Origin of the sequence: Thiolapillus sp. (genome assembly GCF_048562965.1) — a bacterium.
GTDB lineage: Bacteria > Pseudomonadota > Gammaproteobacteria > Chromatiales > Chromatiaceae > Thiolapillus > Thiolapillus brandeum_A.
The window spans coordinates 1-7,447 of record NZ_JBHNMF010000136.1; the positions used below are offsets into that span (position 1 = coordinate 1).

A 7,447-nucleotide genomic window follows, 5' to 3' on the forward strand; every position below is an offset into this window, starting at 1 on the left:
CCATAGCGGCCTCCAGAAGTTTGTGTTGATTTCTCTTCTGAGAGGCCGCGCCTTGCTATGTCAACTATTTTTTGAGATTTTTAGTGGTTTTTCTCCTCTGAAACTCTAAACTCTAGTAATTAATGCAATCGTCGCAAAATTAATGAATTCTGACAGCCGCCGCCGGCCAGGGCGACAGCAGAAGCCGTGTGGTGGGGAGCCCGGAGCTGGCGCTGTTTCCAGCGTCTGGGATCGAAAGGCAGCCCGCTGATGGATTGGATCATAGCGTGTTCCCGCGCCTGAGTGTCTGTCATGGGCGGCAATATGCCGGGCAACCGGCTGGCGAGCATGGACTTGCCACTTCCCGGTGGGCCGCTGAACAGCAGGTTGTGGAGACCAGCAGCAGCGATGGTCAGGGCGCGCTTGGCCTGGGCCTGACCGCGTACCTCGCTCAGATCGGGCAGGGTTTCCGCAAGCCCGTTCTCTGGCGCGTGGATATGCTCCGGGGAGATCAGGGAGCGTCCACACAGATGATTGCTCAACTGCAGAAGATGTTCCACCGGATGCAGATCGATACCTTCCGCCAGGCTGGCTTCTTCCAGATTGGCTCGTGGGATAAACAGGCGATGACTGCTTTCCCGCGCGGCCAGCGTGGCGGGCAGTATGCCGGTGACGGGGCGCACATCGCCGGACAGGTTCAGTTCGCCGGTGAATTCACAGCTCTCCAGTGCTTCGGCAGGAATCTGCCCGGAAGCGGCAAGGATGCCGATGGCGATGGGCAGGTCGAAGCAGCCGCCTTCCTTGGGAAGATCCGCCGGAGCGAGGTTGACGGTGATGCGCCTCGCCGGGAATTCGTAGCCCGAGTTGATCAGGGCGCTGCGCACCCGGTCGCGGCTTTCCTGCACCGCCTTTTCCGGCAGGCCCACGATGGCAAAGGCAGGCAGGCCGTTGGCGAGGTGCACTTCTACGGTAACGAGAGGAGCTTCAATGCCGACGCTGGCGCGGCAGTAGGTGGTTGCGAGTGACATAACCTTCCTTGGTCAGTTAGTTTGGATGAACTCTCAAATACCCCTCCCTCGCTTGCAGGGGAGGGTTGGGGAGGGGGTGAAAGGCCACCCTGACCCTCGGTAACTGCTCCATGCGTTGCTCTACCTCCTGCATCCGTGCAGTCGTCTCCCCCAGGGGAGAGGGGGTACATTCATCGATTCTCCAGTATTTTCTCCAGTTCCGCGACCTGTTTTTCCAGTGCTTCGACTTTCGTCCGGGTACGCATGAGCACGGCCTGTTGCACATCGAACTCTTCCCGCGTGACCAGGTTGAGTTTGCTCAGTGCGGACTCCAGTCCGGTTCGCAGGTTGTGCTGCAGATCGCTCTGAAGAGCCTGCAATCCCTGGGGCAGACTGTTGCTGACTCTGCTGGAAATGTCGTCGAGGATCTTGGGGTCAATCATGACTTCTGCTGTCCGGTATGGAGACGGGTGTTCAGCCTAAACCACAGCCGAAGCGTTTGTCCAGCCTGTAAATGCAGTGCAAGGCATGCACCAAGCTGGGCGGGCTGTTCAGCAGTTGCGCCAAATTGGTGCGGCTGTTTGGTGAGTACTGCCTGAGGAAATGACCCGTCTTCTGTAACTTCATGTAATAAAAGAAATTATCAATGCTGGCATGGTATGTGCTTCATGCTAGGCCAAACACTTTCAATTCCGACGAAACAATCAGGAGTATTTGCAATGATGAACAAAAAACTCGCCATCGCCTGCGGAGCCATTCTGCTGGGTGCAACTTCCATGGCACAAGCCGAGCTGACTGCCAATATCGGCGCTACTTCCAACTACCTGTGGCGTGGTGTCAGCCAGACAGGTGATGCTGCTGCCATTTCCGGTGGCATCGACTGGGCCCACGACAGTGGCTTCTACCTGGGTACCTGGGCTTCCAACATCGACTGGGGCAATGGTTCCGGTGCCGAGGTTGACTTCTACGGTGGCTTCGCCAATGAGATCGGCGACTTTGGCTACGACCTGGGACTGATCTACTACTACTACCCGACTTCCAGTTTTGATGATTCCGATTTTACCGAGATCAGCGCCACCGGTTCCTGGAAGTTCCTGGAAGCCGGCATCGCCTACACTGTCAACGGCCAGGCTGACAGCGACGGTCCTTTCTCCAATGGAGATATCTATTACCACATCTCTGCCAGCTTCGACGTGGCTGAGACCTGGAGCGTTGGTGGCACTTACGGCTACTACGATTTCGATACCAGCAAGAGCAAATGGGACGATGTCTACGGCGACCCGGATTACGGGCATATCCAGCTGGATGTCACCAAGAGTGCCGGCGACTGGGGTGATTTCACCATGACGGTTTCCAAGGCTGATGAAGAGTCTGGCAGCGATGATGTGAAATTCCTGGTTTCCTGGGGCAAAACTTTTTAATTCAGGGGTAACGAGATGAAACTGGTAACAGCAATTATCAAGCCGTTCAAGCTGGACGACGTGCGTGAAGCACTGTCCGAGATCGGCGTAGCGGGCATCACCGTTACAGAAGTGAAGGGTTTTGGCCGTCAGAAGGGCCATACCGAACTTTATCGTGGCGCAGAATATGTTGTGGACTTCCTGCCCAAGATCAAGCTGGAAGCTGCCGTGAGCGCGGATCAGGTGGATGCGGTCATCGAGGCTATCACCAACGCGGCGCGTACAGGCAAGATCGGTGACGGCAAGATCTTCGTCAGCGAAGTCGAACAAACCATTCGTATCCGTACCGGCGAGACCGGCACGGAAGCACTGTAAGGGGGAGTGCTCTGATGGAAAACAATATTTTTGAACTTCAGTATGCCATGGACACCTTTTACTTCCTGGTAATGGGTGCCTTGGTCATGTGGATGGCCGCTGGCTTCTCCATGCTGGAAGCGGGCCTGGTCCGTTCCAAGAACACGGTTGAGATCCTCACCAAGAACATTGCCCTGTTCGCCGTTTCCTGCATCATGTATATGGTGTCCGGTTACGCGATTATGTACGGCGGTGAGTACCTGCTGAGTGGCCTCGCCGGTGGTGAGACTCTGGTTGTCGATGCGCTCAAGAGCATGGCTGGACGTGAAGATGGCTTTGGCGGTGGTTCAGTTTACTCCACTGCTTCCGACTTCTTCTTCCAGGTGGTGTTCGTGGCGACCGCCATGTCCATTGTTTCCGGCGCCGTTGCCGAGCGCATGAAGCTGTGGGCCTTCCTGATCTTCGCCGTTGTAATGACTGGCTTCATCTATCCTATGGAAGGTTCCTGGACCTGGGGTAGCTCCTCCGTATTCGGTTTGTATACCCTTGGCGACCTGGGCTTCTCTGATTTTGCCGGTTCCGGCATCGTACACATGGCCGGCGCTGCTGCTGCCCTGGCTGGTGTTCTGCTCCTCGGCGCCCGTAAAGGCAAGTACGGCCCCAACGGTGAGATTCGTCCCATCCCCGGTGCCAACCTGCCACTGGCGACCCTGGGTACCTTCATCCTGTGGTTCGGCTGGTTCGGCTTCAACGGCGGTTCCGTGCTGAAACTGGGTGATATCGCCAGCGCCAACTCCGTGGCTATGGTCTTCGTAAACACCAACGCGGCTGCAGCCGGTGGTGTGGTAGTTGCACTGATCGTTGCCCGCATTCTGTTCGGCAAGGCTGACCTGACCATGGCACTGAACGGCGCCCTGGCCGGTCTGGTGGTCATTACCGCCGAGCCTTCCACGCCTACCGTGCTTCAGGCCACCCTGTTCGGTGCTGCCGGTGGCGCACTGGTTGTGTTTGCTATCCTGGGTCTCGACAAGATGCGTATCGACGATCCTGTTGGCGCCATCTCCGTTCACGGTGTGTGTGGCTTCCTGGGGCTGATGCTGGTGCCCGTCACCAATGGTGACTCCAGCTTCTCCGGTCAGCTCATCGGTGCCGGCACTATCTTTGGATGGGTATTCGTTACCAGCCTGGTCGTATGGATGATCATCAAGGTCGTTATGGGTCTGCGCGTATCCGAAGAAGAAGAGTACGAAGGTGTTGACCTGGCTGAGTGCGGGATGGAAGCCTATCCCGAGTTCACAGGCGCTCAGGGCTCCGGCATCTGATAGAGGTACAACAACACTGTCTAAGCAAAGGCGCCTTCGGGCGCCTTTTTTATCTCCAGGGATGGAGTGTATGCCGCGAGAGGCCAGGGATGGCCGGAGCGGCGCATGTACAGGATGTACGGACCGAAAACTGCTCCTGCATTGCCAGCACTTCCGCCGTCCATGGCGGTCGTATGTCGCGGGCGCAGGACACTGGAAATGCTCCCGGCATTTACAGCATTTCCTCCACCCCTGCAGGTTATGTACGGGAGTTTGTAGGTCGGGCTTCAGCCCGACTTCCCCGCGGGGCGAGCCCTTGTCGGGTGAAGCCCGACCTACAACCGTATCGTGGCTCAGGATGCAGTATCTGATTTTCCAGCCCCGTATGCGGCCAACAAGGTTTCCTGGAGTCCGGGGAGGTCTTGGAGTTCCCGGATGCCCAGATGTTCTCTGGCGATATGGGTGAGTTCATCCAGCAGTTGCCGTTCCTTCCAGGCTGCTGCCAGCCCGGCCCAATCCAGCTGACCCTCGGATACGAAGCCAGTGGCCAGTCCTTGGGCCTGGCCGAACACCAAAGGTTCGGCCTGAAGCATTTCGTATTCGTAGGAATAGTAGTCGATGCCGTTGCGGGTAGCGAGGAGGGCATAGATATTTTCCGGTTCCAGGTTCTGCTGCAATGCTTCGTCCAGGTCGAGTCGGATTTCGGGCTGCAGCAGTTTGCCGCGATAGGAAAACGTCACGCTGACCCGGACGCTGTTGCTCATGCCAGGGCGCCCTTGGCCCGGGCAATGGCCTTGCGCACCTGTTCCGGTGCCGTGCCGCCGGTGTGATTGCGGGCGGCCACGGAGCCTTCCAGGGTGAGATATTCGAAAACATCCTCGGTAATGGCCTCATTGAACGCCCGCAGCTCGTTCAGGCTCAGGTCCGCAAGATCGATGCCACGCTCCACGCACAGGGCCACGGCCTTTCCAACTACTTCGTGGGCGTCGCGGAACGGGATGCCCTTGCGCACCAGGTAGTCGGCCAGATCCGTGGCGGTGGCGAAGCCCTTGAGGGCGGCCTGGCGCATGGCTTCGGCGTTGCAGGTGATTTCCGGCACCATGTCGGCGAATACCTTGAGACAGCCCTTGATATTGTCCACGGTGTCGAACAGGGGTTCCTTGTCTTCCTGGTTGTCCTTGTTATAGGCCAGGGGCTGGGATTTCATCAGGGTGAGCAGGCCCATGAGATGGCCGAACACCCGGCCGCTCTTGCCCCGAACCAGCTCGGGCACGTCCGGGTTCTTCTTCTGCGGCATGATGGAGGAGCCGGTGCAGAAGCTGTCAGACAGGTTGACGAAGCCGAACTGGGCCGAGGACCAGATAATCAGTTCCTCGGACATTCGCGACAGGTGCATCATCAGAATACTGGCAGCGGCACTGAATTCGATGGCGAAGTCCCGGTCGCTCACTGCGTCCAGGGAGTTGGCGCAGGGGCCGTCGAAGCCCAGGAGTTCGGCGCTGTATTCCCGGTCTATGGGGTAGGTGGTGCCGGCCAGGGCGGCAGCCCCCAGGGGGCATTGATTCATGCGCCGGGCGCAGTCGCTAAAGCGGCCGTGGTCGCGCTGCAGCATCTCAAACCAGGCCAGCATGTGGTGGCCAAAGGTCACGGGCTGGGCGGTCTGCAGGTGAGTGAAGCCGGGCAGTATGGTCTCTGCCTCGCGCTCAGCCAGTTCCAGCAGTGCCAGCTGGAAGCGGCGGATCTCGGCCTGGATGGCGGCGATCTCATCGCGCAGCCACAGGCGCACGTCGGTAGCCACCTGGTCGTTGCGCGAGCGGCCGGTATGCAGTTTCTTGCCCGCGTCGCCGATGTCTTCCGTGAGGGCGGCCTCGATGTTCATGTGCACGTCTTCCAGGCTCACGGACCATGGGAAGTCGCCACGGGCGATCTGTTCACGGATGCGCTCCAGGCCAGCGATGATGCTGTCCTTTTCCTCCTCGCTCAATATGCCCTGCCGGGCCAGCATGGTGGCATGGGCGATGGAGCCCTGGATGTCGTAATCGGCGAGGCGCTGGTCGAATTCCACCGAAGCAGTGAAGGCTTCGACGAAGGCGTCGGTGGGCTGATTGAATCGTCCTGCCCAGAGTTTCTTGTCGGTCATCGTGTTTTCCTGAAGGTGATGCAATGTGAGCTTATGCATACCGTTATATATTGGCTGAGATTATACTGTATCGATGCCGGTTCATGGTGAAAGGGGGATATGAGTTCAGAGCACAGGAGTTTTCTGCCTGATTTCTGCGGAGTGCGCACAGTAGCTGCCGTGGTGGTCAGTGCTACCTTGATGGCCATGGTGCTGTCACTGGCAGCCGCCGATCACCTGCGCCAGTTCTGGGAGAGCTTCAGTGTCATCGCCCTGTATATCCTCTGGATCGGCCTGATGGCTGCTGCGCTGATCTGTCTGCTCAAGGGGTGGCTGGGTCGCATGCGTCATGGCTTGGCCGGCTTGGTGGCCTGGTGTGTGATCATGCTGGTGGCGCTGGTTGTCAGCCTGTGCACCGTCTGGCTGTTGCCGGTGGAAATGCTGGTCAACGTCACCCTGCAGGAATTGTTGATCAGAACCCTGGGCATCAGCGGGATACTCGGTGCCCTGATCCTGCGCTATCTTTACGAAAACCACCGGCAGAAGCAACGCGAGCTGGCGGAGAGCCGGGCGCGTTTTCAGGCGCTGCAGGCACGTATCCGGCCCCATTTCCTGTTTAACAGTCTCAACACCGTGGTCAGCCTGATTCCTTCCGACCCGGCCTGTGCCGAGGAAGTGCTGCAGGATCTGTCCGACCTGTTTCGCGCCAGCCTGGGATCTGGAAAACCTGCCTGAAAAGGTCACCCTGCCTGCCCTGTTGCTGCAGCCGCTGGTGGAGAATGCGGTCTATCATGGTGTGGGGGCTACGGTGAAAGGCGGTGAGATCCGTATCGTCGGCCACTACCGCAACAGTATCGTGGCGCTCACCGTGAGCAATACCCTGCCTCCCGATGACGGCAAGGCGCACCAGGCAGGTAACCGCATGGCGCTGGAGAATATCCGCCAGCGGCTGCAAATGCGTTTTGGCCCGGCGGCGGGCATGCACACTGGCATGGTGGAAAACCACTATCAGGTACGCATCTGGTTTCCGGTGCAGGAGAAGGGGAAATGAAGCTGATGATCGTCGATGACGAGGCACCGGCGCGGCAGCGCCTGCGGGGACTGATCAGCGAACTCGGCGGTGACTATGAAGTGACCGCCGAGGCGGAAAACGGTGAGCAGGCAGTGGCGCTGAGTGAAGCCCATCCCGTCGATCTGGTATTCATGGACATTCACATGCCCGGCATGGACGGACTGGAAGCGGCCGCGCACATATCCCGCCAGGAACCGCCGCCAGCGATCATTTTT

General features: G+C 58.6%; 11 protein-coding genes. 6 read left to right on the forward strand and 5 right to left on the reverse strand.

The window, feature by feature from the left end; translation table 11 throughout:
- Positions 1–119: 119 nt before the first annotated feature.
- Both ACOCD2_RS08975 and ACOCD2_RS08980 read right to left on the reverse strand, forming a co-directional pair.
- On the reverse strand, positions 120–1,007 hold the full coding sequence (locus tag ACOCD2_RS08975) for a YifB family Mg chelatase-like AAA ATPase (protein WP_305800245.1): 888 nt from the start codon (positions 1,005–1,007) through the stop codon (positions 120–122).
- A 170-nt stretch (positions 1,008–1,177) separates the two neighbouring features.
- Positions 1,178–1,429, reverse strand: coding sequence for an accessory factor UbiK family protein (locus ACOCD2_RS08980; RefSeq protein ID WP_293645917.1), 252 nt, complete (start codon positions 1,427–1,429; stop codon positions 1,178–1,180).
- Between the two features lie 276 nt (positions 1,430–1,705).
- Here ACOCD2_RS08980 and ACOCD2_RS08985 point away from each other — a divergent pair, with 276 nt between their 5' ends.
- From ACOCD2_RS08985 to ACOCD2_RS08995, 3 genes are read left to right on the forward strand one after another with little or no spacing between them, the layout of a single operon-like run.
- A complete protein-coding gene (locus ACOCD2_RS08985) occupies positions 1,706–2,407 on the forward strand; it encodes a TorF family putative porin (RefSeq protein ID WP_293645915.1) in 702 nt (233 codons plus the stop codon).
- Between the two features lie 15 nt (positions 2,408–2,422).
- On the forward strand, positions 2,423–2,761 hold the full coding sequence (gene glnK, locus ACOCD2_RS08990; RefSeq protein WP_293645913.1) for a P-II family nitrogen regulator: 339 nt from the start codon (positions 2,423–2,425) through the stop codon (positions 2,759–2,761).
- 14 nt (positions 2,762–2,775) lie between these two features.
- A complete protein-coding gene (locus ACOCD2_RS08995) occupies positions 2,776–4,062 on the forward strand; it encodes an ammonium transporter (protein ID WP_293645911.1) in 1,287 nt (428 codons plus the stop codon).
- A gap of 20 nt (positions 4,063–4,082) precedes the next feature.
- Here the strand turns inward: ACOCD2_RS08995 and ACOCD2_RS09000 are convergent, their stop codons facing one another.
- From ACOCD2_RS09000 to argH, 3 genes are all read right to left on the reverse strand, one after another.
- A complete protein-coding gene (locus tag ACOCD2_RS09000) occupies positions 4,083–4,226 on the reverse strand; it encodes a hypothetical protein (protein WP_293645909.1) in 144 nt (47 codons plus the stop codon).
- Positions 4,227–4,394: 168 nt separating this feature from the next.
- Positions 4,395–4,805 (reverse strand): hypothetical protein, encoded by a 411-nt coding sequence (locus ACOCD2_RS09005; RefSeq protein ID WP_293645907.1) that lies wholly within the window; start codon positions 4,803–4,805, stop codon positions 4,395–4,397.
- Positions 4,802–6,181, reverse strand: coding sequence for an argininosuccinate lyase (argH, locus tag ACOCD2_RS09010; RefSeq protein ID WP_293645906.1), 1,380 nt, complete (start codon positions 6,179–6,181; stop codon positions 4,802–4,804). Before argH ends, ACOCD2_RS09005 begins: the two co-directional genes overlap by 4 nt.
- A 99-nt stretch (positions 6,182–6,280) precedes the next feature.
- On the opposite strand from argH, the gene ACOCD2_RS09015 reads away from it, so the two are divergent.
- The 3 genes from ACOCD2_RS09015 to ACOCD2_RS09025 all read left to right on the forward strand — a co-directional run.
- Positions 6,281–6,895, forward strand: a complete 615-nt coding sequence (locus tag ACOCD2_RS09015) for a sensor histidine kinase (RefSeq protein ID WP_293645904.1) — start codon at positions 6,281–6,283, stop codon at positions 6,893–6,895.
- Positions 6,896–6,917: 22 nt separating this feature from the next.
- Positions 6,918–7,211, forward strand: a complete 294-nt coding sequence (locus ACOCD2_RS09020) for a sensor histidine kinase (protein WP_293645902.1) — start codon at positions 6,918–6,920, stop codon at positions 7,209–7,211.
- The coding region (locus ACOCD2_RS09025) for a LytR/AlgR family response regulator transcription factor (protein WP_293672581.1) at positions 7,208–7,447 on the forward strand (240 nt) is incomplete at its 3' end. The genes ACOCD2_RS09020 and ACOCD2_RS09025, both read left to right, overlap by 4 nt.